18 protein-coding genes are annotated in these 25,192 nt (G+C 75.2%); 9 read left to right on the top strand and 9 right to left on the bottom strand.

Annotated elements, in window-relative coordinates; all coding sequences use genetic code 11:
• Positions 1-232: 232 nt before the first annotated feature.
• Both ACQEVS_RS16090 and ACQEVS_RS16085 read right to left on the bottom strand, forming a co-directional pair.
• Complete coding sequence (locus ACQEVS_RS16090; RefSeq protein ID WP_433021012.1) at positions 233-604, bottom strand: winged helix-turn-helix domain-containing protein; 372 nt, start codon at positions 602-604, stop codon at positions 233-235.
• Positions 605-800: 196 nt separating this feature from the next.
• Positions 801-1,130, bottom strand: coding sequence for a nuclear transport factor 2 family protein (locus ACQEVS_RS16085; protein WP_433021009.1), 330 nt, complete (start codon positions 1,128-1,130; stop codon positions 801-803).
• Between the two features lie 216 nt (positions 1,131-1,346).
• On the opposite strand from ACQEVS_RS16085, the gene ACQEVS_RS16080 reads away from it, so the two are divergent.
• The 7 genes from ACQEVS_RS16080 to ACQEVS_RS16050 all read left to right on the top strand — a co-directional run bounded on the left by ACQEVS_RS16080 (position 1,347) and on the right by ACQEVS_RS16050 (position 10,602).
• Complete coding sequence (locus ACQEVS_RS16080) at positions 1,347-2,147, top strand: DUF6227 family protein (RefSeq protein WP_004947893.1); 801 nt, start codon at positions 1,347-1,349, stop codon at positions 2,145-2,147.
• Positions 2,148-2,377: 230 nt separating this feature from the next.
• On the top strand, positions 2,378-2,581 hold the full coding sequence (locus ACQEVS_RS16075; protein ID WP_223772130.1) for a cold-shock protein: 204 nt from the start codon (positions 2,378-2,380) through the stop codon (positions 2,579-2,581).
• 278 nt (positions 2,582-2,859) lie between these two features.
• On the top strand, positions 2,860-4,434 hold the full coding sequence (locus ACQEVS_RS16070) for a DEAD/DEAH box helicase (protein ID WP_433021004.1): 1,575 nt from the start codon (positions 2,860-2,862) through the stop codon (positions 4,432-4,434).
• A gap of 323 nt (positions 4,435-4,757) precedes the next feature.
• Positions 4,758-5,939 carry a PP2C family protein-serine/threonine phosphatase gene (locus ACQEVS_RS16065; protein WP_433021001.1) on the top strand — a complete coding sequence of 394 codons (1,182 nt, stop codon included), beginning with the start codon at positions 4,758-4,760 and terminating at the stop codon, positions 5,937-5,939.
• 344 nt (positions 5,940-6,283) lie between these two features.
• A complete protein-coding gene (locus ACQEVS_RS16060; protein WP_433020998.1) occupies positions 6,284-7,783 on the top strand; it encodes a M23 family metallopeptidase in 1,500 nt (499 codons plus the stop codon).
• A gap of 137 nt (positions 7,784-7,920) precedes the next feature.
• Complete coding sequence (locus ACQEVS_RS16055) at positions 7,921-9,510, top strand: MFS transporter (RefSeq protein WP_433027596.1); 1,590 nt, start codon at positions 7,921-7,923, stop codon at positions 9,508-9,510.
• A 135-nt stretch (positions 9,511-9,645) separates the two neighbouring features.
• Complete coding sequence (locus ACQEVS_RS16050) at positions 9,646-10,602, top strand: aldo/keto reductase (RefSeq protein ID WP_433020995.1); 957 nt, start codon at positions 9,646-9,648, stop codon at positions 10,600-10,602.
• A gap of 149 nt (positions 10,603-10,751) precedes the next feature.
• On the opposite strand, the gene ACQEVS_RS16045 is transcribed toward ACQEVS_RS16050, so the two are convergent.
• The gene (locus tag ACQEVS_RS16045; protein ID WP_433027593.1) at positions 10,752-11,063 is read right to left on the bottom strand and encodes a hypothetical protein; all 312 of its coding nucleotides are present in this window, start codon (positions 11,061-11,063) and stop codon (positions 10,752-10,754) included.
• 264 nt (positions 11,064-11,327) lie between these two features.
• The gene (locus ACQEVS_RS16040) at positions 11,328-12,305 is read right to left on the bottom strand and encodes a helix-turn-helix domain-containing protein (RefSeq protein ID WP_433020992.1); all 978 of its coding nucleotides are present in this window, start codon (positions 12,303-12,305) and stop codon (positions 11,328-11,330) included.
• Positions 12,306-12,378: 73 nt separating this feature from the next.
• Between ACQEVS_RS16040 and ACQEVS_RS16035 the strand changes: the two genes are divergently transcribed.
• Positions 12,379-13,611: an MFS transporter gene (locus ACQEVS_RS16035; protein ID WP_433020989.1), complete on the top strand. Its 1,233-nt coding sequence runs from the start codon at positions 12,379-12,381 to the stop codon at positions 13,609-13,611.
• Positions 13,612-13,687: 76 nt separating this feature from the next.
• Here the strand turns inward: ACQEVS_RS16035 and ACQEVS_RS16030 are convergent, their stop codons facing one another.
• The 4 genes from ACQEVS_RS16030 to ACQEVS_RS16015 all read right to left on the bottom strand — a co-directional run bounded on the left by ACQEVS_RS16030 (position 13,688) and on the right by ACQEVS_RS16015 (position 19,470).
• Positions 13,688-15,148 carry a PrsW family intramembrane metalloprotease gene (locus tag ACQEVS_RS16030; protein ID WP_433020986.1) on the bottom strand — a complete coding sequence of 487 codons (1,461 nt, stop codon included), beginning with the start codon at positions 15,146-15,148 and terminating at the stop codon, positions 13,688-13,690.
• 371 nt (positions 15,149-15,519) lie between these two features.
• Positions 15,520-16,242, bottom strand: coding sequence for a tRNA (guanosine(46)-N7)-methyltransferase TrmB (gene trmB / locus ACQEVS_RS16025; RefSeq protein WP_433027590.1), 723 nt, complete (start codon positions 16,240-16,242; stop codon positions 15,520-15,522).
• A 301-nt stretch (positions 16,243-16,543) separates the two neighbouring features.
• Positions 16,544-17,752, bottom strand: coding sequence for an L-2-hydroxyglutarate oxidase (gene lhgO, locus ACQEVS_RS16020; RefSeq protein ID WP_433020983.1), 1,209 nt, complete (start codon positions 17,750-17,752; stop codon positions 16,544-16,546).
• Between the two features lie 266 nt (positions 17,753-18,018).
• Positions 18,019-19,470, bottom strand: a complete 1,452-nt coding sequence (locus ACQEVS_RS16015) for an MFS transporter (protein ID WP_433020980.1) — start codon at positions 19,468-19,470, stop codon at positions 18,019-18,021.
• Between the two features lie 762 nt (positions 19,471-20,232).
• Between ACQEVS_RS16015 and ACQEVS_RS16010 the strand changes: the two genes are divergently transcribed.
• Entirely contained in the window at positions 20,233-22,410 is a 2,178-nt protein-coding gene (locus ACQEVS_RS16010) for an asparagine synthase-related protein (RefSeq protein ID WP_433020977.1), read from the top strand.
• Between the two features lie 74 nt (positions 22,411-22,484).
• Here the strand turns inward: ACQEVS_RS16010 and ACQEVS_RS16005 are convergent, their stop codons facing one another.
• Positions 22,485-24,428 (bottom strand): sigma-70 family RNA polymerase sigma factor, encoded by a 1,944-nt coding sequence (locus ACQEVS_RS16005; RefSeq protein WP_433020974.1) that lies wholly within the window; start codon positions 24,426-24,428, stop codon positions 22,485-22,487.
• Positions 24,429-25,192 lie beyond the last annotated feature (764 nt).

Below are 25,192 nucleotides of genomic sequence, written 5' to 3'. Positions count from 1 at the left end.
TTCGTGGCGTTATCGGCGCGGTCGGGATCGCCGGTCCGTGCGGTGCCCGGCCGAAATGCCGACGCCCCGGCAATGGCGGTGGCGGGGGAGAGGGACGGGCTTCCGGAGGACCGCCGTCCGAATGCTCTCCGCGGCCCGCCGGGAGTGATTCACGGCACAGCCGGAACGCTTCCGCCGCACCGGCCGGTGATTTCCCGACTTCGTCACCGCGCCGGGCCGCCCGGCTCACGGCTCACGGAGCGTCGGGCACCGCCGCGCGCGACGGGTCGTACGCGTATCCGACATACCGCATCGTCACGATCGTCTCGCGGTGCCCCGGTCCCAACTTCCCGCGCAGCCGGGCGATGTGGACGTCCACGGTGCGTCCGCCGCCGACGGAGGTCGGTCCCCAGACCGAGGCCAGCAGCTGGCGCCGGGTGTGCACCTGGTGGGGGCGGCCGACCAGGTGCGCGAGGAGTTCGAACTCGCGGCCGGTGAGCCGCAGTTCCCGGCCGTCGACGACGGCCGTGCGGCGCCGGTAGTCCAGGGCGACCCGGTGGCCGGCGGGGCGCGGCGGCCGGCTGAGGGGCCGCGGGGAACGCAGGGGCGTCTCGTGCGGGGACATCTCGATCCTCCTCTGACCCCGGGGAGGCGGTCGCCTCCCACCGGCGGTAAGAAGAGGGGGCCGGGGCGCGGGTTGCCTCGGTTCCGGCCGTGCGCACAACTTCCTCACGCTTGGCGGGCCCTGTGGCCTTCCCGCCGGCCCCGGACCGGTCGGCCCCGGCCGAGCCGACCGCCCTGAGCCGACCGCCCCGGGCCGGTCAGCCCTGGCCGACGTCGAGCCGGGTGATCCGTCCGTCGGCGATCTGGAAGTGCCAGTACGTCCCGTGCAGATCCGCCCGGTCCGAGCGGAAGCGCCCGAGCAGGTACCGCCCGTGCTGCCGCTCCTCCGCCACCTCCAGCCTCCCGCGCGCCTCGAACACCTCGCGTTCCGCCCAGGAGCGCAGGTCCTGGAGGGCGCCGTCGTCGGTGAGCTCGGCGCCGGCGGCGAAGGCGGCGTAGAAGGCGTCCCGGTCGCCGTCGCGCATGGCGACGACGAGCGCGCGGACGACCGGTTCGCTGAGTTCCTCGGGGGGCGGGGCGGCGGTCACGGCGGCCTCCTGCGCGTCGGGTCCCGGTGGGCGGTGCGGCGGGCCCCGCACGGCGCCCGGCACACGTCTTCGACTGTAGGCCGGAGGCCCGAGGGGCGCGCGTTCGCCGGTCGGCCGGGCGCCCCGGCGGATGCGGCGAACCCGCCCCTGCCCCGTGTTCGCGCCGCTACGGTAAGTGCGCGGGGTGGGCAGGAGAAGGCCGGGAGGTCGAGGGGCATGGAGCAGATGCGCACGGGCGGGGGAGCGAACCGGGGTGGTGGCCCGACACCCGCCGAGCACGTCGCCGGACTGCTCGCACGCGCGCAGAACGGGTTCGAGATCGGCGAGCCGCTGCTGGAGCGGCTGCGCACCGCGCTGATGCACCAGGCCGAGCTCCGCTCGTACCGGCAGCGCAACGACGGCGACCGCCCGCTGCGGTGCAACACGTACCGGCACGTCTTCCTCCTCGCGGACGGCAGCAGCCTGCTGCTGTACGAGCTGGAGCACGACACCGGGCCGAGCGAGGACCTGCTCTACGAGCTGTACGCCCGCGAGGACGCCCTCGACGAGGCCGAGCGGCGGGTCCACGAGCGGATCGGCGGCGGCATCGGCCCCGGCGCGGAGGACGAGGAGCTGCCGGCCTGGCTGGCCGAGGAGCTGCTGCTCGCCATGGGCCCGGTGCGGCCCCGCCGCGAGTACGTCTCCGAGGCGTCGCCCGACCACGCCCGGCGGCTGCTGCGCCGTGCCGAGAACCCGGACGGTCCCGGCGAGGTGGTCGGCGAGATCCTGCGCGGCGCCCTGGGCCACCACATCGCGCTGATCACCAAGCCGCGGCGGCGCGGACCCGACCGGGACGCCACCTGGTGCCGGTTCTACGAGCACGCGTTCCTGCTGGAGGGCGGCGGCGAGGTCTCGCTCTGGGAGCTGGAACACAACATGACGTCCGACGGGCGGCTGGTGTGCGAGGTGTACCTGGACGAGGCGGAGGCGGAAGTGGCGGCGGACCGGCACGCCCGGGCGCTGGGGGTGGAGTTATAGGGCCTGATGCGACGGGGGTGACGGGGGCGGCGGTTCCGGGCCGTCGCCCCCGCCGGCGGCCGGTGAGACGGGGGTCACAGCACGGCTCGCCGAGCGTGTGCTACTGTCGACGAAGTTGCAGTTGTGGTACCCATGAACTCGTGTGCGCCTCGGCCATGTAGCCGAAGGCGCATTTTTGTTTTGCCGGTCTATTCCGGCGTGGGGCCCATCCCATTCCTAAGGAGATAGACATGGCTACTGGCACCGTGAAGTGGTTCAACTCGGAAAAGGGCTTCGGCTTCATCGAGCAGGACGGCGGCGGCCCCGACGTCTTCGCCCACTACTCGAACATCGCCTCCACGGGCTTCCGTGAGCTCCTCGAGGGCCAGAAGGTTTCCTTCGACGTCACGCAGGGCCAGAAGGGCCTGCAGGCGGAGAACATCGTCAACATCTGACGATCGTCGTCACTGACCGGCGGCTCCGGCCGTCGGCGGACGATTCTCGACGCACGGGCGACGCCCGCGTGACGAACGGCCCCGTCCCGGTGGCGGACGGCCCTCGACGCGCGGGGCGCGGCCCGACGCACGAGGCCATGGGGCCCGCACCACTGGGTGCGGGCCCCATTGTCGCTACGGCCGCCGTCGGCGCGCCGCGGGCCGGTCCGTCCGGCCCCCGCCCGCCGCGCCCCATCCGCACCCGCTTCACCTCACGCCACCACCAGGGAAGGTCCTGAATGCCACGCTCCGCCCGCCCCGCCCGTCCGCCCCGCTCCACCGGTACGCGCGGCGGCCAGTCGGCGCGCCGCAGGCCGGCCCCGTCCGCCGACGGTCCGGCGGAGTTCGAGACCCCGGTGAGCACGACGCCCGCGCTGCCGCCGGTGGAGTCCTTCGGCGAGCTCGGCCTGCCCGCCGGGCTGCTGTCCACCCTGACCCGCGAGGGCGTCACCGCGCCCTTCCCGATCCAGGCCGCCACCCTCCCCAACTCGCTCGCGGGCCGCGACGTCCTCGGCCGGGGCCGTACCGGCTCCGGCAAGACGCTGGCCTTCGGACTGGCCCTGCTGGCCCGTACCGCCGGCCGGCGCGCCGAAACCCGCCGGCCGCTCGCGCTCGTCCTCGTCCCCACCCGTGAGCTGGCGCAGCAGGTCACCGACTCGCTCGCCCCGTACGCCACCGCGGTGAACCTGCGGACGGCCACCGTGGTCGGCGGCATGTCCATCGGCCGGCAGGCCAACCAGCTCGCCCGCGGCGCCGAGGTGCTGGTGGCCACGCCGGGCCGGCTGGCCGACCTGATCCAGCGGGGCGACTGCTCCCTGGCCGACGTCGCGATCACCGTGCTGGACGAGGCCGACCAGATGGCCGACATGGGCTTCCTGCCCCAGGTCACCCGGCTGCTGGAGCAGGTCGCCCCGGGCGGTCAGCGGATGCTGTTCTCCGCGACGCTCGACCGCAACGTCGACCGCCTCGTCCGCCGCTTCCTCACCGACCCCGTCACCCACTCGGTGGACCCCTCGGCGGGCGCGGTGGTGACGATGGAGCACCACCTCTTCCACCTCGCGGACGAGACCACGAAGAAGGACACGGTGACCCGGATCGCCGCCCGCGAGGGGCGCGTGATCATGTTCGTGGACACCAAGCGCGGCGCCGACCGGCTGACCAAGCGGCTGCTGTCGCAGGGCGTCCGCGCGGCGGCGCTGCACGGCGGCAAGAGCCAGCCGCAGCGCAACCGCACCCTGGAGCAGTTCCGCACCGACCAGGTCACCGCGCTGATCGCGACCAACGTCGCGGCCCGCGGCATCCACATCGACGGCCTGGACCTGGTCGTCAACATCGATCCGCCCGTGGACCACAAGGACTACCTGCACCGCGGCGGCCGGACGGCCCGCGCGGGGGAGTCCGGCACGGTGGTCACCCTGGTGCTGCCGGAGCAGCGGCGCGAGATGACCCGCATGATGGTGGACGCCAAGATCTCGCCGCAGGTGTCCCGGGTGCAGCCCGCGGACGCCGAGGTCACCCGGATCACCGGGGCGCGTGAGCCCAGCGGGGTGCCCGTGGTGATCGCTCCGCCGCCGCAGCCGGCACCGGCCCGTAAGGCGTCCTCCGGCTCCTCGTCCGGCTCGGCCGGTTCGTCGTCGTCCTCGCGCTCCGGGCGTGGGCGCGGGCGCGGCCGTGGCCGCTCCGGCGCGGGCCCGGAGACGGGCGCCGAGCAGGGCGCCACCGGCGCGCGCGGCCCCCGCCGCCGCCCCCGCCCGGACGGCGCCGCCCCGGCGCCCCGCGGCGGCGGCCGCACGCGGCGGCCGTCGGCGGGCTGACACGCGCGGTGGCCATCGGCGGGCTGACGCGCGTGGTGGCCCGGGACGCGTCCGTGGCGGAGGGTGCCAGAGCGGCCTGACGGGCTCGCGGCGCCCCCACCCGTCGCACGCCGTCCCCGCCGCGCCGTGGTCGTACGCCGTCCCGCCGCGTACGCGCCGCCGCACTCCGCTGCAACCCGCCGCGCCTGTTTCGCGGCCCGGCCGCGCCCCGGCGCGCCCCGCACGGACCACCTCCGATGGACGCCGCTCCTCCCGGCCCCGACGCTGGGAGGGAGCAGCGGAGGCCGGCCGGGTCGGGCGCCGGCCGGGTCAGGGAGCGCACGGTGGGGAAGCGAGAGAGGCCCGAGCGCCCTGAGCGCCCGGCGGACGCCGCCCCGAACGCGCTGTGGCGCGCCGCCTGCTGGCTGCCCGCCGTCCTCCTCGTCGCGGGTGAGGTCTTCGCCTTCCTCACCCCTCCCAACTACAACGCCGCCCCCTTCTTCTCCGCCGCTCCGCTCGTCGCCGCCTCCCTGCTGTCCGCCCGGGCCACGGCCGTGACGGCGGCGATCGCCGTGGTGGCGTCCGTGGACATCACCGTCCACCGCGGTTCCCCGAGCACCGGCGAATCGGTCACCGAGAACGTCACCGTGCTGACCGTCTCCCTGCTCGCCCTGGGCATCAACCGCGTGGTGCGCCGCAGTGACAGCCGCCTCCGTTCCGCCCGCGGTATCGCCGAGGCCGCGCAGCGGGCCGTCCTGCCCGCCCCGCCGGGCCGGCTCGACGGGCTGCGCGTCGCGGCGCGGTACGTGGCGGCGCAGGCCGACGCCCGGATCGGCGGCGACCTGTACGCCGTCCAGGACACCCCGCACGGCGTCCGGCTGATCGTCGGTGACGTGCGCGGCAAGGGGCTGGGCGCCGTGGAGGCCGTCGCGGTGCTGATCGGCGCGTTCCGCGAGGCGGCGGAGGGGGAGGCGACGCTGGACGGGGTCGCGCTGCGGCTGGAGCGCGCGCTGCTGCGGGAGGGTGGCCGGCGGGCCGGCATCGACCAGTTCGAGGGCTTTACCACCGCCGTCCTGGCGGAGGTGCCGCACGACGGCGCCCCGGTCGTCCGGCTGGTGAACCGCGGCCACCCGCCCCCGCTGCTGGCCCATCCGGACGGCACGGTGACCGAGGTCCCGCCGAGCGCGCACGCCCTGCCGCTGGGCATGGGGGAGTTGGGGGACTCGGGGGAGGGGCCGGACCGGGTGGAGGAACGCCCGTTCCCGCCGGGGACGACGCTGCTGCTGTTCACCGACGGGGTGACGGAGGCGCGGGACGCGGCGGGCGCCTTCTACGACCCCCTGCGGCGGCTCGCGGGGCGGCGGTTCCGGAGCCCGGAGGCCCTGCTCGACCACCTCGTGGCCGACGTCGACCGGCACACGGGCGGGCACGGCGACGATGACATGGCCCTGCTCGCCGTCCGGCGCACCGAGCACCACCACCCGCCCGCACCGCGCCGCACTGCGGCCACGCTGCATAACGAGTGACACACCATCAGTGGATATCGCCGGCAGATCTTCCAACGGGCCCGTGGATTCACGCTTTCGGCTTGGAAACAACCAGTCCTGTCTATTAACGTTCGATAACGCAGCGCGTTCCTCATACCGCCGCACGAAGCGGCACCGCGCGCTTTCGCCGAATCCCGTGGGTACGGGCCCGTGGGCACGAGAGGGAACCGGGGAACCACCAGCCCTCGGGATCGCGCCGGGCCGCGCCCGGCCCGTAGGGGACGACCTTCTCCGGCCTGCTCCGCACCCTCCCGTTCCCGAACGTCCCGGGGACTTCCACCGCTGACGCGGCAGGCGAGAGGGAAGGAAAGGAGAGCGCCCCCGTGGCGTCCAACAGGTCCGCAGGCGGAGACGGTTCGCACGGCTCCTGGGCGGAGTCCCCCTACGGGGACGAACCCGGCTCCTCCCCCGTCCCGCCCCCTCCCGGCGGCGCCGACGGCCCGTTCGAAGTCCAGGGGTCGTACGACTCGTACGGCTCTCCCGCCCCCTATGGCACGTATGACGCCTACGACGCCTACGACCCGTTCGGTAGTGCCGACTCCTATGACGGCATCACCACGCCCGGAGGGGTCGGAGAGGCCGGAGGGTCTGGAGAAGTCGGAGAGGGCGTCGCAGAGGCCGGGGTGGGTGCGGTGGACGGCGGTGTGGGCTCGGAACCCGTGGGTCCGGCCGAGGCCGGCGCGGAGTACGAGGCTCCGGCCCGCGGCCGGCACCGGGTCCCCAAGCAGCGCGGCGGCTCCATGGCCCGCAGTGGCGCGGTGCTCGGCGTCGGTGTGATCGCGGCGGTCGGCGCCGGCGGCATGGCCAGCGCGCAGGAGCGCCCGGCGGCCATATCCGTGCCGGACGTCTCCCATCTGCCGGGCGCGGGCCCGTACCTGATCGACGACGGGGACGACGACGAGGCCATCGCCCCGGCGCATACCGGGCCCGAAGCGCACCAGGCCGAAGCGCGCCAGGCCGAAGCGCACCAGGTACGCGCAGCCGACTCTTCCGGCGCCGCCGATGCCTCCGACGCCGGTGAGGCCCTGCGTGCCCGCATCCTCCAGCAGGCCGACCACCAGCGGCAGTCCGCCGGTGCCGAGGCGACGCACGAGGCGCACACGGCACAGGAGACACGCGAGGCGCAGGAGCGGGCCGCCGCGGACGCCCAGCGGATGGCGGCGGCGAAGGCCACGGCGGACCGGAAGGCCCAGGGCGCGGCACAGGCGGCGCACGCCACGACCGTCCGGCCCGCCACCGCGCACCCCACGGCGTCGCAGCACGCCGACAGCGCGGCGCACGCCGGCCGGCCGCACGCCGCGGGGAACGCGCCCAAGGCCCGGGCCGAGGCCGCGGCCGGCGTCCAGACCTCGGTGGTCAAGGCGACGGGCCAGGCCCAGGCCGAGGCGCGGCGCGCCGCCGAGCGGATCACCGCCGCGCGGGCCAAGCGCGCCTACGTCCTGCCGGTCTCCTCGTACCGGATCACCGCCCGTTTCGGCCAGGCCGGCGGCATGTGGTCCCACCGGCACACCGGCACGGACTTCGCGGCCCCCACGGGCAGTCCGGTCAAGGCGGTGCACGGGGGCACGATCACCCACGCCGGCTGGGCGGGTTCGTACGGGTACCGCATCGTGCTGCGCCTCGACGACGGCACGGAGCTGTGGTTCTGCCACCTGTCGTCCATGGTGAGGACGAAGGGCAAGGTCGCGGCCGGGCAGGTCATCGGCCGCGTCGGGGCGACGGGCAACGTCACCGGGGCGCACCTGCACCTGGAGGTCCGGCCGCACGGCGGGCACCCCGTCGATCCGCTGCACTGGCTGCGGTCGAAGGGCCTGCGCCCGTAGGCCGCGTGCGTCGACCCCGGGCCCGCGGTGGTGACGGGCGCCGCCCGCGCGGGTCCGGGGCTCGAAGATCCGCCCGTGCGCCGGGTTCGTCCTCCCGCACACCGATCCGGAAATTTGCCGCGAATGTTCCGAGTGCGATCGGGAACTCAGATTGTGTGACGACCGCGACCATCAGCACTTCTGTGCCCGCGCGCCTGGACCGGCTGCCCTGGTCCCGGTGGCACTGGACTGTGGTGATCGGGCTGGGCACGGTCTGGATCCTCGACGGCCTGGAGGTCACGGTCGTCGGGAACATCGCGGGACGCCTCTCCGAACACGGCAGCGGACTGCCCATCACCGGGGCCCAGGTGACCGGTGTGGCAGCCGCGCTCTATGTGTCGGGCGCCTGCCTAGGGGCCCTGTTCTTCGGCCGGCTCACCGACCGGTTCGGCCGTAAAAGGCTGTTCATGGTGACCCTCGCGGTCTACCTGGGGGCGACGGCCCTGACGGCTTTCTCGTACTCGTCCTGGTGGTTCTTCGCCTTCCGCTTCCTCACCGGATTCGGCATCGGCGGCGAGTACGCGGCCATCAACTCGGCCGTGGACGAGCTGATTCCGGCCCGCTACCGGGGCCGCGTCGACCTCGTCATCAACGGCAGCTTCTGGCTGGGCGCCATCGCCGGATCGCTGCTGTCGATCGTCCTCCTGGACACCCGGATCTTCCCCAAGGACATCGGCTGGCGGCTGACGTTCGGGCTGGGCGTGGTGCTCGGCCTCGTCATCCTGGTCGTCCGCCGCCAGGTTCCCGAAAGCCCCCGCTGGCTGTTCATCCACGGGAAAGCGGAGGAAGCCGAACGGCTGGTCGATGCCATCGAGCAACGCATCGAGGCGGACAAGGGCATCAAACTGGCCCCGCCCGCCGGGCGGATCACCATTCGCCAGCGCAAGCGCACGGGATTCCGGGCCATCGCCCGAACGGTCTTCACGGACTACCGGCGGCGCGCCGTTCTCGGCCTCGTCCTCTTCATCGGCCAGGCGTTCCTCTACAACGCCATCACCTTCGGATTCGGGGAGATCCTCACCAAGTTCTTCGGCGTCGCCACCGCGCGGACCGGATACTTCTTCGCGGTGATGGCGCTGGGCAATTTCCTCGGCCCGCTTTTCCTCGGCAAACTGTTCGACACCATCGGCCGGCGCGTGATGATCTCGTCCACGTTCCTGCTGTCGGGAGCGCTGCTCTTCGTCACCGCGTGGCTCTTCGACGCGGGTCACCTCACCGCGAACACCCTGACCGCCTGCTGGTGCGTGGTCCTCTTCTTCGCCTCGGCCGGCGCGAGCAGCGCCTACCTCACGGTCTCGGAGGTGTTCCCGACGGAGACGCGGGCCATGGCCATCGCCTTCTTCTACGCGGTGGGCACGGCGGCCGGCGGCATCAGCGGGCCCCTGCTCTTCGCCCAGCTGACGACCACGGGCGTGGTGAGCGACGCGGTGCTGGCCTTCCAGATCGGCGCGACGCTGATGTGCGTGGCCGGGGTGACCGCCGCCTTCCTGGCGGTACGCGCCGAGGGCCGCTCCCTGGAGGACATCGCCACCCCGCTCTCCGTCCAGCCCGAACCGCTGCCGCCCTCGCCGGCTTCTCCTTCGTCGCCGCGCTGGAGCAGCAGCCTCCGGGCCGGGCCGGGCGGGGAGAGCACCTTCCGGGCCGGGCCGGGCGGGGAGCCGACGCCGGCGCCGGTGTCGGAGGAGTAGCCGGGGGCAGCGCGTACGGGAGGCACGGGTGGAAGGGCGCGGGAGAGGCCCGCGTAGAAGAGGACGGATAGGAAAGACCCGCGTACATGAGTCGGCGGAGGAATACGCTCCGGACCCGGCACGCTGGAACAGGACATGACCGACAAGCACCGTCATCACACCCGGAAGATCGGCAGTCTGTCCGTCCACCCGCTCGCCCTCGGCGGCAACGTCTTCGGCTGGACGGCCGACAAGGACCGGTCGTTCGCCGTCCTGGACGCCTACGCCGCGGCCGGCGGCAACTTCATCGACACCGCCGACGCCTACTCGGCCTGGGTCCCCGGCAACTCCGGGGGCGAGTCCGAGACCATCATCGGCGACTGGATGGCCTCCCGCCGCAACCGCGACGACATCGTGGTGGCCACCAAGGTGGGCGCGGGCTACCCGGAGCGGCCGGGCCTCTCCGCGGCCGTCATCAAGGAGGGCGTCGAGGCGTCCCTGCGCCGGCTGCGCACCGACCGCATCGACCTGTACTACACGCACTACGACGACCCGTCGCTGCCCGTCGAGGACTACATCGCCACGCTCGACGGGCTGGTGAAGGAGGGCAAGGTCCGCGAGATCGCGGCCTCCAACGTCACCCCCGAACGGCTCGCCCGCGCGCTGGAGTTCAGCGACTCCGCCGGGCTCGCCAAGTACGTCGCGATCCAGCCCGAGTACAACCTCGTCGCGCGCGACGGCTACGAGGGACCGCTCGCCGAGGTCGCCGCCCGGCACGGCCTCGCCGCCGTCCCGTACTACGCCCTGGCCTCCGGCTTCCTGACCGGCAAGTACCGGCCGGACGCGACCGTCGACAGCGCCCGCGCGGAGGGCGCCGCCCGACACCTGAGGACCGAACGCGGCCTGCGGGTGCTGGCCGCCCTCGACGAGATCGCCGCCGCGCACGACGCGGAGGTCGCCACGGTGGCCCTGGCGTGGCTCGCGAGCCGGCCGACGGTCGCCACCCCGCTGGCGAGCGCCCGGACCGTCGAGCAGCTGCCGCCGCTGCTGGCGCTGGCGGATCTGCGGCTCACGGAGGAGGAGTTGGCGAGGCTGACGGACGCGTCGGCGTAGCGGACGGAGTGCGGTGCGGGGCGCGGGCGCGCGCGATGACGGGCGCGCCGGCGCGAAGGCTCAGCCCTCGCGCGTCGTCCCGCTCCTCACGCGCTGCCGACCCCGACCGTCCTCGCGCACTGCCGGCCCCCGACCGTCCTCGCGCGCTGTCAGCCCTCGCGTGCCGCCGTGCGCTCCACGCCCCAGGAGGCGAGCGCGACGGTGCCGGCCACGCCCAGGACGGACGGCCAGGCGCCGACCTTCTTGGCCAGCGGGTGGGAGCCGGCAAACGCGGCCACGTACAGCCCGGTCAGGGCGGCGGCCTTGCCGGACCCCACCGTGCCGGCCCACCGGCGGGCCGCCGCCACGCCGGCCGCGCCGAGGGCGATCCCGCCGAGGGGCCGCTTCTTGGTCAGCCGGGCCACGCCGTACCCGCCGACGAGCCCGGCCGCGGCCACCACGGACGCCGGAACCCGTGTCACTGCACTCATCGCTGCCATGCCGGCAACCTCCGCATCGATCCGCGTCATCTGCGTCGACCTGTGTCGATCCGCATCAATGATGTCCCCATCAGAGACGTCCCCATCAGAGACGTTTACTCAAAGACGCCCACATCAGTGACATCCGCATCAAAGACATCCACAGACGCGTACGCCTCTCCCGACACTAACCCGCCCGCGCGGACACCCCTCGGCGAGTGGGCGGAAGCCGGCCCTCCGTACTCTGCGCGGCCGCCGGGCGCGTCCTCAGCCGGCCGCCGTGAGCAGCGTCTCGGCGACGGCCGTCCGGGCGTAGAGGACGGACCGCCCGGCGCGGTGTGCGCTGACCATGCCCGCCCCGCGCAGCGCCGCCAGGTGCTGGGAGACGCCGGCGGCGGAGATGCCGGTGCGGCCGGCCAGTTCGGTGGTGGAGGCGGGGGCCGCGAGCTCGGTCAGCAGCCGGGTGCGGGAGCGGCCGAGGACCGCGGCGATGGCCTCGGACCGGGCCACGGGACGCCGTTCCCACAGGGTGCCGGTGCCGCGCGCGGGATAGGCGAGCTGCGGCGGGTCGGGGTGCCGCATCCAGGTCAGAACGCCGGCGGCGAACACCGACGGGACGAGCAGCAGCCCCGGCCCGGCGGTCCGCCGGGACAGCACACAGCTCCGGCGGACCAGCCGGAGGGCGTTGTCGTCCCAGCTCACCGTCGCGTGCAGGTCGTTGAAGAAGTGCCCGGCCCCGTGCTCGGCGACCTGGCGGGCCCGGCGGAAGACCTCCGCGTCCAGGACGGCGCGGATCTTCGCCCAGTAGGGGGCGAGGGCGAGCTCCCAGAACGTCTCGATCTCCTCCGTGATCTGCGGCAGCCACCGTTCCGGATCGGCGCGCAGCGCCCGGATCCGCGCGGAGTCCCGGGGGAGTTTGCCGATGTCGAGACGGACGGACTCGGCGGACGTGGCCCGGATCGCGGCCAGTTCGACGTCGAGCGACGGCGCCGGCTCGGCCGGGAACGGGGTGAGGAAGTCGCAGAGGTAGTTCTGCGGCGGTACGAGGTCGGCCAGCCACCCGGCCGTCAGCCCGGCGTCGTCCACCCGGCTCCTGACCTGCTCGGTCCAGGGGCGGTGGACGGGGTGGGCGGCCCGTGACACGAGCAGCCGGAAGCCGGCGACCACCTCCCACATCGGTGAGACCGCGAAGCGGGTGAGCGCCAGATCGTCAGCGGAAAAGGCGAGTTCGGAGAGCACGGACACCCCCGTCGTCCGGTTGCATTCGGCCTGATCTTAATCAATGGAGGTCGGGCCGGCGGCGGACGAAGGTCGGGGCATGCTCTCCACCTTCAGCGGTCTCCCCCGCGCCGCCTGGATCGTCTTCACCGGCACGGTCGTCAACAGACTCGGCTACCTCGTCACCCCCTTCCTCGTCTTCTTCCTCGGCTCCCGCGGCGTCCCCACCGAACAGATCCCCTACGTGCTCGGTGCCCTGGGCGCCGGCAACCTGATCGGCCCGGCCCTCGGCGGCCTGCTGGCCGACCGGGTGGGCCGCCGGGCCACGATGATCGCCGGTCTCGTCGGCACCGCGGCGGGCCAGGGCCTCCTCTTCACCGCCCCCGGCACCGTCACCCTCGCCTTCGCCGCCGTCCTGCTCAGCGGCGCCGGCAGCATGGTCGGCCCGGCCGCGAGCGCCCTCCTCGCCGACCAGGTCACCGCCGACCGCCGGCGGGCGGCGTTCTCCCTGTTCCACTGGGCCGTCAACATCGGCACCGCGGTCGCCGGCATGCTGGGCGGCTTCCTGGCGGCCCGGGGCTACTGGCTCCTCTTCACCGTCGACGTGGTGAGCACCCTCACCTACGCGGTGATCGCCGCGTCCCTCCTCCCCGCGGGCCGCGCCGAGCGCACCCACCGCGACGCGACCGGCGGCACGGGCTACGGAGTCGTCCTCCGGGACCCCCTGATGCGCGCCCTGCTCCCCCTCTTCTACGTCGCCCTCGTCATCTACACCTTCACCGAGGTCGCCCTCCCCCTCGCCATCCGCGACGACGGCCTCTCCACGACCACCCTCGGCCTGATGGCCACCCTCAACGCCGCCCTGGTCGTCGTCCTCCAGCCGCTCGCCATCACCGTCCTGGCCCGCTTCCGCCAGATCCCCGTCTACGTGGCCGGCAGCATCCTCGTCGCCCTCGGCGTCGCCCTCACCGGCGTCGCCCACACCCCCTGGGCCTACGCCGCCACCGTCGCCCTCTGGTCCCTCGGCGAGGCCACCATCGGCGGCGTGGCCGGCTCCATCGTCGCCGCCCTCGCCCCCGACCACGCCCGAGGCCGCTACCAGGGCGCCTACCAGTGGACCTGGGGCACCGCCCGCTTCACCGCCCTCTCCCTCGGCACCACCCTCTACGCCACCACCGGCCCGGCCACGATCTGGTGGTTCAGCGCCATCGCCGGCACGGCCGCGGCCCTCGGCGTCGGCGCCCTGAGCACGGCGATCGGACGGCGGACCGGTGCTCAGGAGCCGGCGCCCCGGGAGCAGGGCCGGCCGACGGCGGCGACGGTCGAGGCGTAGCGGACGGACACCGGGCGGCCGTGTCTCCGCACGGCGACGGGACGGGACCGGGCCGCACGAGCGGATCGGCGAGCGGTCAGAACGGGCGCCCCGGCCACTGCCCGTAGGCCCCCGGCCCGTGGACGGTGCCGGGCGGCCGGTAGCCGGCCCCGTACCCGGTCCCGGTCCCGTACCCGGGCGCGGCGCCGTACGGGCCGGGCATGATCGGGCCGGGGTGGGCACCCACGGGTGCGGTCGCCGGTCGGGGGACCGACATCGCGGCGCGTTCGAGGGCCGGCTGGGCGACGTCCTTGCGCTGCCAGAGGTGGTGGAGGAGTTCCTGTTCGCGGGCCGTGAAGTCCGGGGTCAGGCGGCCCGCGTAGGCGCGTTGGCGGAGGAAGGCCAGGGACGTGGCGAAGGAGATGTACTCGGCGACCGTGCGGGCGGCGGGGCGGCCCGCGGTGCGTTTGGCCACGGCGCGGGCGATGCCGCGGGCGCGCATGGAGGAGAGGGCCAGGGGTTCCGGCGGGGTGAGCCAGCCGGCCGCCTGGTACTCGGGGAGGTGGGCGCGGACGGTGCGGAGTTCGGTCTGGCGGGACCAGATGGTCAGCCAGGTGAGGGTGCCGAAGACCGGGAGCATGAAGAGTGAGTAGACGGCCAGGAAGCCCAGTCCCGGGAGGGACGCCGAGCCGTTCCACACGCCGTGCAGGACCATCGCCGTGAGCAGGCCCGCGAAGGGGACCAGGGCGCGCAGGACGCGGCGGCGGGTGGGGAGGCCGGCGGCTATGCCGAAGCCCAGGCCCGTCATGGAGGTGAAGAGGGGGTGGGCGAACGGGGACATCAGGACGCGGACGAAGAACGTGGCCGCCGTCGTCGAGAAGCCCGAGGCGCCGAAGCTCTGGTCGGAGGCGTACGCGTTGCCCAGGTAGAGGATGTTCTCGGTGAACGCGAAGCCCGTGGCGGTGATGCCGGCGACGACGACGCCGTCCACGATGCCGTTGAAGTCGCGGCGCCGGAAGAGGAAGAGGAGCAGCAGCGCCGCTCCCTTCGCGCTCTCCTCGACCACCGGCGCGACGAACGTGGCACCGAACGTGCCGGCGTCCTCGCGGTGTGCCGTGTCGACACTGTTCATGATCCACTCGGTCGCGTAGCTGTTGGCGATGAGCGCCACCAGGGTGGCCGCGCAGGCGCCCCACGCGAACGCGAAGACCAGGTTCTTCCAGGGCTTCGGCTCGACGCGGTCCATCCAGCGGAACGCGGCGATGAGCAGCGGCACCGGCAGCACCGCCAGCCCCAGCCCCACCAGGAAGCCCCGGGTGCCGGTCTGCTCCCGGACGAGGGCGAGGATCAGCAGGCCGCAGAGAGCCAGCAGGAGGACGACCGTGCCGGCGCGGACGGCCTTGTTGTCCCAGAAGGCTCGGCGTGGCCGGTAGTGCCAGCGGGCCGGAGGGGGCAGGGCGCCGAAGGCCGGCGGGATCCCGGGCGCCCCCGGGGCCCCGGGCGCGGGTATCGGACCCGGGTCGGCGGGCTGGGGCGGGCGAGGCTGGGACTCATGCACTGGACGACCCTAGCCAAGGCTGCGGCGCGGGCGGAGTGGTTTGCCTCCCGGGCTACCCGGCCTCGGGGCTTCCGGGCCTGCGAGTCGCCGGGTCGCCGGACCCCGGGCTCCGGGGTCCGGGCTCTCGGACCTTCGCTGCCGGACTTCCAGGCTCCGCGCTTTGGGCCTCCGGGCTGCCGGACCGCCAGGCTCCAGACTTCGGGCTCTCGGACCTTCAAGCTGGCGGACGCCCAGGCTCCGGGCTCTAGGACTTTCAGGCTCTAAGCTCCCGAACCTCCAGGCTCCGGGTCCCGGGCTTCCGCACCCCGAGCCGCGGCCCCGGGCCCCCTGGGCCCCAGCCTCCCCGCGTCTCCCGCCCCCGGTGCTCCCCGCTAGCCGCGGCGGCGGAAGAGGAGGTCGCGCACCGCGTGCCCCTTCTCCAGCCCCTGGCCCTCGAAGCGGGTCAGCGGACGGAAGTCGGGGCGCGGGGCGAAGCCGCCGTCCGGCTGGGTGTTCTCGAAGTCCGGGCTGGCGGTCAGCACCTCCAGCATCTGCTCCGCGTACGGCTCCCAGTCCGTCGCGCAGTGCAGCAGCGCGCCCGGCGCCAGCCGCGTCGCCGCCAGGGCCAGGAACTCGGGCTGGATCAGCCGGCGCTTGTGGTGCCGCTTCTTGGGCCACGGGTCCGGGAAGTACACGCGCATGCCGGCCAGTGCGTCGGGCGCCAGCATCTCGCGGAGCAGGATGATCGCGTCGCCGTTGGCGACCCGGACGTTCTTCAGGCCCCGCCGCTCCGCGAGCGCGAGCAGGTTGCCCTGGCCCGGCGTGTGGACGTCGCACGCGAGGATGCCCGTGCCGGGGTCCGCCGCGGCCATTTCCGCCGTGGCCTCGCCCATGCCGAAGCCGATCTCCAGGACCACCGGCAGCGCCGGGTCGCCGAAGAGCTCGCCCAGGTCGATCCGGCGCATGCCGTCGATGTCGAGACCCCACACCGGCCAGAGCCGGCGCAGTGCCTCGCCCTGCCCGGTCGTGACCCGGCTGCGGCGCGGCTGGAACGAGCGGATGCGCCGCTCGTGGTGCGAACCGGCCGGGTCCGGGGCGGGACCGTCGGGGAACATCGGCTCCCGGCGGCCACGGGCGCGCGCACCGCCACCGGCGGCGGCCGGGACGGCGGCGGCTTCGACGGTCGGCTCGCCCGTCGGCTCGGCGGCGGGGGCGTCGGCCGGGACATCGGCGGGGGCGTCGGCCGGGGTGGCGGCCAGGGCGTCCTCGGCCGCGGGCGCGGCGGAGACGGCGTGGCGGGCGGGGTTCACGGACTTCTCGGACACAGTTCTTCCATAGTACGGGCGAGGCCCGCACCGGCCGGTTCCGTACATGTCAGCCCACGCGCGGTCGCGCACCCCAGGCCGCCCGACCGCCTCACCGCAGCTCCGCCAGCACCCTCCGCGCCACCTCCCGCCCGATCGGCAGCGAGGCCGTCGCCGCCGGCGACGGCGCGTTCAGGACGTGCACCATCCGCGGCGAGCCGGCGAACAGGAAGTCGTCCGCCAGCGTGCCGTCCCGCAGCACCGCCTGGGCGCGGACCCCGGACGGCGCGGGTATCAGATCGTCCTCCGTGACGCCCGGCAGGAGCCGGCGGACGGCCGCGGTGAAGGCCGCCTTCGACAGCGAGCGCCGTGCCTCGGCCGCCCCGTACCGCCAGTGCCGGCGCGCCAGCCGCCACGTGCCGGGGAACGCCACGGTGGCGGCGAGCTCCGCCGGCCGTACGGTCCGCCACGCGTACCCCTCCCGCGCCAGGGCGGGCACCGCGTTCGGCCCCACGTGCACCCCGCCGTCGACGCCCCGCGTGAGGTGGACGCCCAGGAACGGGAAGGCGGGATCCGGAACCGGGTAGACCAGGCCGCGCACCCGCGCCGCCGCGGTGGGCGCCAGCGCGTAGTACTCCCCGCGGAACGGGACGATCCGCACCCCGGGGTCGTCGCCCGCGAGCCGGGCCACCCGATCGCTGTGCAGGCCCGCGCAGTTGACCAGGGCCCTGGCCCGTACCACCGTGCCGTCCGCCGTCCGTACGGCGACCGCCGCGCCGCGCCGCCCCACGACCCGTACCTCCGCGCCGTACCGCACCGAGGCCCCCGCGTCCTCGGCGAGCCGGGCCAGCCGCGCCGCGACCGCGCCGAAGTCGCAGACGCCCGTGGTGCCGACGTGGATCGCGCCCACACCCCGTACGTCCGGCTCGAACTCGGCTATCTGGGCCGGGCCCAGTTCGCGAACGGGAATGCCGTGCCGCCGCCCGCGCTGCACCAAGGCGTGCAGCCGCGGCAGTTCGGCCCGCTCCGTCGCCACGATCAGCTTCCCCGTGACCTCGTGCGGCAGGCCGTGCTCCGCGCAGAACTTCACCATCTCCGCCGCGCCCCGCACCGCGAAACCGGCCTTCAACGAGCCCGGCGCGTAGTAGATCCCGCTGTGGATCACCCCGCTGTTGCGCCCCGTCTGGTGCCGCGCGGGGCCGGGCTCCTTCTCCAGCACGACCACGCTCGTACCCGGCGCGGCGCGCGTGACCGCGTAGGCCGTCGACAGGCCCACGATGCCGCCGCCGATCACCAGCACGTCGCAGTCGTACGCCCCCATGGGCTCACCTCCCCGCCCTCCCGCACCCACCGGCCGTCTCCGCTGCGGCCGACTCAACGGCTCCTATCATGACGTGCGCCACTGACAACGGGCCGAAACATCGTCGGACCAGGGGAAAGACGGAAAGGATCTTTCCGGGTGAAGCCGGCGACGCCACGCGAGGAGCGCGCGGGCAGCGGCCACCGCCCCCGGGCGAACATCGCCGCAACGTCCGGCGAACGGGAGAGGGCGGCCCCGGGGTGCCCGCCGCTCCGCCCGTGCAGCCCTCACGCCGTCGTGGCCACCAATAACGGCCGCGCCCGCTCCCGCAGCTCCACCACCCGCGGCTCGTTCCCGTACGGCTCCAGCCGGTGCAGCAGGTCCCGTACGTACTCCGTCGTCCGCGCCGACGAGATCCGCCCCGCGACCTCCACCGCCCGCACCCCGGCCGCGCACGCCGCGTCCAGGTTGCCGGACTCCAGCTCCGCGACCGCCGACACCACCAGCCGCAGCCCGTGCGAGCGTACGAACTCCTCCGTGGGCCGGGACAGCGCCTGCTCGGTGAAGCGCTGGACCTGCCGCGGCATGCCCAGGTCGCGGTAGCACTCGGCGGCGTCGGCGGCGAACCGCTCCTGGGTGTAGAAGTCCAGCCAGGACGGGTCCGGGTCGCCCGAGCGGGCCCGCTCCAGCCAGCCCTCGGCCGCCTTGAGCGCCGCTCCGCAGGCCGGCTGGTCGCCGGCCTTCGCCTGCGCCCTTGCCTCGACGAGCCGGAAGAAGCTCATCGTCCGCGCGGTGGCCAGGCCGCGGTTGCGCTCCAGCGCGGCCTGGGCCAGGTCCACGCCCTCGTCCGCGTAGCCGCGGTAGGTGGCCTGGAGGCTCATCGAGGCCAGTACGTAGCCGCCCAGCGGCACGTCGGCGGCCGCGCGGGCCAGCCGCAGCGCCTGGATGTAGTAGCGCTGCGCCGCCTCCTGCTGCCCGGTGTCGAAGGCCATCCACCCGGCGAGCCGGGTGAGTTCGGCGGTCGCGCCGAACAGCGCGCGCCCCACCTCGTCGCTGTACGCCCCCAGCAGCAGTGGCGCCGCGTCGACGCGCAGGCACTCCGGCACCATGGACGAACGCCAGTCGCCGCCGCCGTACTTGGAGTCCCAGCGGCGCGCGTCGTCCGCCGCCTCGCGCAGTTTGGCCACGTCGCTGTGGCCGACACGCTGCGGCAGACCGCAGTCGGGCACCGCGCCGGCCTCGCGCTCCCGGGCCGCCTGCTGCGGCTCGCGCGCCACCGAACTGTCCGCGGGCGTGATCAGCCAGCGCGAGGCGGGCGTGGAGTACGCGCTGACGGAAAACGAACCCGCGAGACTCTGCCAGATCCCGCCGCCCCCGCGGCGACCGGCGGAATCCAGCCGGTACAGCTCGGTCGCCGACCGGACCGCCTGGCCGACATCGCGCGGAAACGCGAGGCCGACCTCCGGCGCCGGATCCGACTCGGCGAGGCCGATCTCGTGCAGCGGCACCGGCCGGCCCAGCTTGCCCGCTATCGCGGCGGCGATCAGATGGGGCGCGGCGCCCTGCGGCACCATGCCCTTGCTGACCCACCGGGCGACCGACGTCTTGTCGTACCGAAGCGTCAATCCCCGCTGCGCACCAAGGTCGTTGACCCTCCGCGCCAGACCGGCGTTGCTGATCCCCGCGAGAGCGAGGACCGTGCCCAGCTTCTCGTTCGGTCCGCGTGGCTCCCTGGACATGCGCACCCCTCGGCAACAACGATGCCCGCCCCGGCATAGGCGCGGGGCATTCGTAAACCCAGCGTAGTTCCCCACATCCCGACCGTTAAGGGGCGTTGTCCCGGATGGCGGGATTCTGGTCCGCATGCGCGTGCACGAAGGGGCACGTGCTCCGGCAGAGTGTGGCCGTGCGCCTGCTGTGCGCCTTGTATACGCCATCGCCGGGGCGGTTCCATGGTTCTGCGTGGGTTGGCCCGCTGTACTGGATCCAGTGGGCTGGGGGAAGCCGTCGCCCCATTCCCCGCGGGCGGCGGACCGGCCCGGGGGTGCGGCTCGTGCCTCCCGGGCTGCGCGGACTCCACGACGCGCCCGGCCGGCGGAGGACCCGTACGCCGGTGAACGCCCTTTCCGCCGTACGGCGTTCACGACACGGAGGGTCATCTCGGAAGTGGGCTCCACAGGCGTTCGCGAGCGGAAACGCGCGGTGGGAGCGCGCCGCCCGTACCGCGCGCGGGGCGCGCGGGAAACGGCTGAAACCCGCCGTACGCCGACGGAGCCGCATGGCCGGACAGTGGCCCGGAACGGCCAAGTCCGCCGCGACCGTGGCAGCATGGGATGCGCATGCGCCACGGTGTGACGCCGGAGAACGCCATTTCGCCCGGTTTTCCCGTCAGTTGGGCCGCCCGCCGACCGGCCCGAGTGGCCCGATCGATGTCGCGCCGCCCGTCCCGCTGTGCATGATGACTGCTACCCGATGGTTGTCCACAGCCTGTGGAGGCGGCGATGCGCTGGTTGGTGGGGTGGAGCCGCGCCAGCTCCCGGCCCGGCGTCCCCGCCGCGCCCGCGGTCCAGCCCGTGGGCGCCCGGCTCCTGTGGGAGGACCCCGACCCGCTGTGGGCGGTCGGCGACTGGCGGCCCGACGAGGTACGCGTCGTCCACGCCGGACCGCACCCCAACGGCACCCGCCCCGCCGGAGCCCGCCCCGACACCACCGGCCGTACCACCGCGCCGCCCGTCGCCCGCCTCGCCGTCCTCGGCCGCTGCGGAGCCGACGACCACCAGCTGCGCACCGGCCTCCTCGCGACCCGCGGCGGCGCCCTCCGCCCGCTGACGTCCTGGCCCGGCAGCTACACGGCCGTCGCCCAGATCGGCCGCCGCATCACCGTCACCGGCGACCTGGCCGGCGCCCGGCCCGTCTTCCACGCCGCGTGGGCCGGCGGCACCGCCTACGCCACCGCCGCCCTGCCCCTCGCCGACCTCGTCGAGGCCGAACTCGACATCGGTCACCTCGCCGCCCTCCTCGCCTGCCCCGACTCCACGGAGGCCCTGGGCGACAGCACCCCCTACACCGGCGTACGGCGCGTCCCGCCCGGGCACGCGCTGGTGGTGCGCGACGGCGCACGCGACGTCACGAGCTACGAACCGGCGGCCTCCCTCGTCGTCGCCGCCCCCGAACCCGAAGCCGCCCAGGCCGTCGAAGGGGTCCGCGACGCCCTCGTGGAAGCGGTACGCACCCGCCTCGCCGCCCCCCGCCACGCCCCGAACGGCTTCCCCCGCACCCCCGAGGCCGACCCCGGACCCGTACCCGGCATGGGCCCCGCCTTCCGCCGCGCCGCCCGCGGCGGCCCCGCCCCCGGCATCGGCGCCGACCTCTCCGGAGGCAGTGCCTCCGCCACCCTGGCCCTGCTCGCCGCGGGCCTGCCCGGCGCACCCGGCACCCCGCTCGGCCACGGCACCGGCGCGGGCGAACGGCTCCTCGTCGTCACCTTCAACGACCTGGTGGCCGACCGCGGCGGAGCCCGCGAGGCCGAACTCGAACGCGCCCGCGCGCTCGCCGCCGACCCGCGCCTCCACCACGTCGTCGTCGCCGCGGCCGAGGAAGCCCTGCCCTACGCCGACCTGCTCGACGGCCCGCTCACCGACGAACCGTCCCCCGCCCTCGTCACCGCCGCCCGCCACCGCCACCGGCTCGCGGCCGGCAGCGCCGACCACTTCACCGGACACGGCGCCCGCCAGGTCCTCGACGCCCACCCGGCCCGCCTCGCCGACCTCCTGCTGGGCCGCCGGCGCCGCCACCTCCTCCGCCCGGTCTCCGCCCTGGCCCGCGCGGACGGGCCGGCGGCGCTCGCCGGTTTCTCGGCGTCCGTCCCCTTCACCGTCTACCGTGCGGCGCGCCGGCTGGCCCGCACCTCCTACCGGGAAGGACTGGAGAGCGCCGCCGCCCGCTTCCTGGCGCCGGACTTCGTCACGGCCGAACACCTCACCGGCGCGGCCGGGGCCGTGGACGCCTCCATCGCCGCCCTCACCTGGTGCCGTCCGGGGCCCGCCGCCCGCTGGCTCACCGGAGCGGCGCTCGCGGAGGTGTCGGTCCGGCTCCAGGCCGCCGCCGTCCGGCCGACCGGAGCGGCACAGCGCCCGGGAGAACGCCGGGCCGCCGCCGCCCTCGCCCGGCACGCGGCGGACCTCCGCGTCCTCGAACAGGCCGCGGAGATCCGCGGCCAGCGCCTGCACGCGCCCTTCCTCGACAACCAGGTCGTACGAGCCTGCCGCGCGCTCCCCCAGGCGCTCCGCGTGCAACCCGGCGCGCGTGCCACCGTCCTGCGCTCCGTCCTCGCGGGGGCGGGCATCCGTGAACTGCCGCCCGGCTGGGGCGCCCCCACCCACGCCGCCCACGCGGCGGCGGCCCGGGCCGGCCTGCGGGCGTACGCGGCTCTGCTCCTCCGCCTCTTCGACGCGCCTTTGCTCGCGGACGCGGGCCTGATCGAGGCCGGCGTCGTCCGCGACGCCCTCCGCTCCGCGGCCGAGGGCGCTCCGCTGCCCCTGGACGGCCTCGCCGAACTGGTCGCCACCGAGCTCTGGCTCCGTCGCCTGCTGGCCCGCCGGGGCACCTGCTGGACGGGCCCGGCGGCGCCGCGCATGCGGGCGGTGGCGGGGGGAGTGGTGCCGCGGCCGAGCCTTTGACGAGGCCCACGCACCGGGGCCGCCCCGCGAAATTCCGCCTCCCGCACGGCGGGCAGCCCGCCCGACAGCCGACGCTAGGAGCAGGTGATACGGGCCACCGCCCAGTCCGCGAGCGCCGGTTGGGTGACCGGCGTGAGCGCCGCCCGCCGGCCCGCCGGCACCAGGCCCGCCGCGCCCGGCCACCGGCCCAGCCCGTCGTCGACGGCCTCGGCCGGGCCCTCCGGCGCCGGCACCGCGTCCTCGGCCGGCGCCACCGTCCCCACCACCAGCCGCAGCGTCCGCCGGCCGGACAGTGCCGCGTGGACGGGCACGGCCGGAGCGCCCCCGCGGACGACGCCCGACCGCCACACGGGGTCCCCGTCCGCGAGCACCGAGAACCGCAGCGCAGGCCGCCCGAGCGACAGGTCGTCGACGCCCACCACCGCGTCGAAGGCGGTACAGGACCGGTTCAGGTCGATGGCGACGGACGACGTCGGCCCGACGCTCACTCCGTGGCGGTAGGCGACGCCCCCGATCCGCAGGCCGTCCCGCTGCCACACCAGGCTGCCCTCGTCGATCCGCACATGCGGTTCGCGCCCGTTGCCGAACACGTCGAAGTCCAGGTCGTCGAGCCGGTAGACGGCACGGGCGGGCGGGGGCGTCGGGGGCGGTGGGGGAGTGGTCGACGGCTCCCGCGGCGGGGACGCGGACGGCGGCGCGGGCCGGGCCGGGGGAGGGGACGTCGTCCGGTGGGCGGCCGAGGGCGAGGGCGAGGGGCCGGGCGTGGGCTTCGCCGACGCACTCGACGGAGGGGCGGCCTGCCGCGCCTTCACCACGGGCGGCGCGGAGTGGGCCGACTGGGACGGCCGTGGCGGGTGGGACGGTACGACGGGTGGCGGAGCCGACCGCACAGCCTGCGGTTTCCCGGGCGACTCCCCGGAACCGCCTGTCAGGACGCAGGCGAGGGCCACACCGGCGGCGACGACGGCCGCCCCGACGCCGAGGGCGACCTTCGCGGGTGCCCCCAACCCCTCGCCCGCCGCCGCGCTGCCACCGGAACCGGCCGAACCGGCGGCCGCGGAGGCACCGCCGCCCGCCGCCCCACCACTCACCGCAGCGCCTGTACCCGCGGCGGCTCCCGCGCCGGCCGCCAGCCCGGCGACGGCCTTGACCGAGGCGCCGGCGGTGAACCATCCGACGAGCGCCACCGGCAGCACCGCCCGCAGCCGCGCGTTGACGTCCGCCAGCTCCAGCGCGGCGGTACGGCACCGGGCGCACTCCGCCAGGTGCTTGCGCAGCCCCCGCTCGGCCCGCGCCCGCAGCCCGCCGCGCGCGTACGCCCCGAGCCGGTCGGCGTACTGCGCGCAACTCCCCGCAGCCGTCAGCGACGCGCTGACGTGCGCCTGCAGATACGCCTGCCGCAGCCCCTCGCGGGCCCGGTGCGCGAGCACGGCGGTGGCGTTGGGGCTCAGTCCCAGCAGCGGCGCCACCTGGCTGGGCGACTCCTCCTCGACGGTGGTGTGCCAGAGCACCATCTGCCACCGCTCCGGCAGGCTGCGGAACGCCTGCACGGCGAGGGACGTCTCGGCCTGCCGCATCGCGCGCACGTCCGCGCCCGGGTCGACGGGGGTGTCCTCCGGGTCCATCGAGGCCCCGGCCGCGGAGACGGCGAACACCGCGAAGTCCTCGATGAGGCGCTCCCGCCGAGCGGTCCGCGTCCAGGCGGCGGCGACCCGCCGCACGGTGGTGAGCAGGTAGGCGCGTACGGCCGTGTCGGGCCCCCCGCCCCGGCGCACCGCCTGCAGCGTGGCGGCGAACACCTCGTTGGTGAGGTCCTCCGCGGTGTGGACGTCGCGGCAGCAGGTCCGGGCGTAGCCGCGGACCGCGGCGGCGTGCCGCCGGTAGAGCAGGGCGTACGCCTCCCCGCTCACGTCCTCGCCGTCCCGCAGCCGGGCCACCAACTCCGTGTCCGAGAGCGCCGACCCGTCTCCGACGGCCCCCGCCTTCCCGGCGCCACCGGCGTCCGCTCCGTCAGGCACACGGTCGTCATCGGCGCCGGCCCGGGGCCGGTCTTCCGCGCCGTCCGGGAGCGTTTCCCCCGCATCCGGCGCAGAGGGCGCACCGGATGTGTCGGGTACACCATCCGCATCGGACCCGCCGTCAGAACCGCCGGGGGCATCGGGACCGCCGTCGGCGTCGCGAGCACCGGGACCGGCAGGCCCGGGCAGCGCCGCCGGAGCCGACGGCCGCGGGAGCGGCCTGCCGGCGGTGGGGTGCGCGATGGCCGCGTCGAACGCGCCGCCCCACGCACTGCCGCGCTGCTTGGGAACGCTCGCCCGGGACCCTCCGCGCCGCCCTCGGCCGCGACCGTGCGGACCGCCCTGCCCTGGCACCCCGGGCGGCGTCCGGTGCGACGCCGAGGCGCCCGCCTCCTCGTTCCCGTACGGCTCTTCCCGCCCGTCACGACCCATAGCGGAAGCTCCCGTGCACGCCGGCCACCGAACAAAACAGGGGTCAGCGTGGCACAGACGCACACGGCGATGGCAGACGCGCGAACGGCAACCACTCGTCCGAGGAGCGTTCGCACACCGGAGCGTGGAGAAATCCCCGCCCCGAACCGGGTTCCGCCACTCTCGGAGTCACTCGAACGGGAACAACCTTCCGAAGAGCCACCCTCCTTTCGGGTGCGGCTTTCGGGCGCCGCTCCGGGTGCCCCCTCCGGATGTGCGCGGCGGCGACCGCAACCGCACGACCCACCGCGTCCGACAAGGCCCGGCCCGGCACACCGACACCGTGAACCGCC

This window comes from Streptomyces sp. CA-181903, from assembly GCF_050937075.1.
Classification (GTDB): Bacteria; Actinomycetota; Actinomycetes; order Streptomycetales; family Streptomycetaceae; genus Streptomyces.
Note: the sequence above shows the minus strand (reverse complement) of the source record. Positions and strands in the feature narration are given on the sequence as shown.

Bases quoted from the DNA above. Each gene is read 5' to 3' on its own strand.
- lhgO (WP_433020983.1), bottom strand. From the start codon at position 17,752: ATGGGGGCGTACGACTGCGACGTGCTGGTGATCGGCGGCGGCATCGTG.
- ACQEVS_RS16035 (WP_433020989.1), top strand. From the start codon at position 12,379: ATGCTCTCCACCTTCAGCGGTCTCCCCCGCGCCGCCTGGATCGTCTTC.
- ACQEVS_RS16090 (WP_433021012.1), bottom strand. From the start codon at position 604: ATGTCCCCGCACGAGACGCCCCTGCGTTCCCCGCGGCCCCTCAGCCGG.
- ACQEVS_RS16010 (WP_433020977.1), top strand. From the start codon at position 20,233: ATGCGCTGGTTGGTGGGGTGGAGCCGCGCCAGCTCCCGGCCCGGCGTC.
- ACQEVS_RS16075 (WP_223772130.1), top strand. From the start codon at position 2,378: ATGGCTACTGGCACCGTGAAGTGGTTCAACTCGGAAAAGGGCTTCGGC.
- ACQEVS_RS16050 (WP_433020995.1), top strand. From the start codon at position 9,646: ATGACCGACAAGCACCGTCATCACACCCGGAAGATCGGCAGTCTGTCC.
- ACQEVS_RS16070 (WP_433021004.1), top strand. From the start codon at position 2,860: ATGCCACGCTCCGCCCGCCCCGCCCGTCCGCCCCGCTCCACCGGTACG.
- ACQEVS_RS16015 (WP_433020980.1), bottom strand. From the start codon at position 19,470: ATGTCCAGGGAGCCACGCGGACCGAACGAGAAGCTGGGCACGGTCCTC.
- ACQEVS_RS16080 (WP_004947893.1), top strand. From the start codon at position 1,347: ATGGAGCAGATGCGCACGGGCGGGGGAGCGAACCGGGGTGGTGGCCCG.
- trmB (WP_433027590.1), bottom strand. From the start codon at position 16,242: ATGTTCCCCGACGGTCCCGCCCCGGACCCGGCCGGTTCGCACCACGAG.